The sequence below is a fragment of the Gemmiger formicilis genome (genome assembly GCF_016900095.1).
Classification (GTDB): domain Bacteria; phylum Bacillota; class Clostridia; order Oscillospirales; family Ruminococcaceae; genus Gemmiger; species Gemmiger formicilis_A.
Genome location: NZ_JACJJP010000078.1, coordinates 1 through 886, shown reverse-complemented (window position 1 = coordinate 886; position 886 = coordinate 1). Strand labels below are relative to the sequence as shown.

Sequence of the window (886 nt, the reverse complement as noted above, 5' to 3'; positions counted from 1 at the left end):
ATGGACGCCATTGTGGAGCGCACCATGCGCATGGACATGACCTGGGACTGGCCCTGCGGCGTGGCCTATTACGGCATCTGTGAAGCCTACGAGGTCACCGGCAAGGAGCGTTACCTCCAGCTGGTGAAGGACCGGGTGGATGAATACATCGAACTGGGGCTGCCCAGCTGGACGGTGAACACCTGTTCCATGGGTCACTGCCTGATCACCCTGTACCAGCACACCGGGGATGAAAAATACCTGGACATCGCCAAGAGCAAGGTGGACTACCTGGAAAAGGAGGCCCTGCGCTTCGGCGACCACGTGCTGCAGCATACCGTGTCGGTGAACAACGACTTCCCCGAACAGGCCTGGGCCGACACCCTCTTCATGGCAGCCTTCTTCCTTCTGCGCATGGGGGTACTGCTCAAGGACCAGGCCCTGATCGACGACGCCCTGAACCAATATTACTGGCACATCAAGTATCTGCAGGACCCGGCCACCGGCCTGTATTACCACGGCTACAACAACATCACCGGGGACCACATGTCCGGCATTTTCTGGGGCCGGGCCAACGCCTGGGCGGCCTACACCATGTCCCAGGTGGGGGTGCGCCTGCCCGAATGCTACCTGTACCCCAAGTTCCTGGACGTGGTGGGCAGCCTGAACGACCAGCTGGCGGCCCTCAAGCTCTGCCAGACCGAAAACGGCCTGTGGCGCACCATTGTGGATGACCCCGATTCCTATGAGGAGATCAGCGCTTCGGCGGGCATTGCGGCGGCCATGATCACCAAGGGCAACCCCCTGCACATCAAGTACATCAACAAGGCCATCCCGGGCATTCTGGCCAACGTCAGCCCGGACGGCCGGGTGATGAACGTGTCCGGCGGCACCGCGGTCATGAAGG

The 886-nt window shown here is 61.4% G+C and carries 1 protein-coding gene; it reads left to right on the top strand.

From position 1 onward, the window contains the following. Window positions 1–886, top strand: an 886-nt coding sequence (locus H6B15_RS15265) for a glycoside hydrolase family 88 protein (RefSeq protein WP_204648852.1), incomplete at both ends; no start/stop codon positions are given.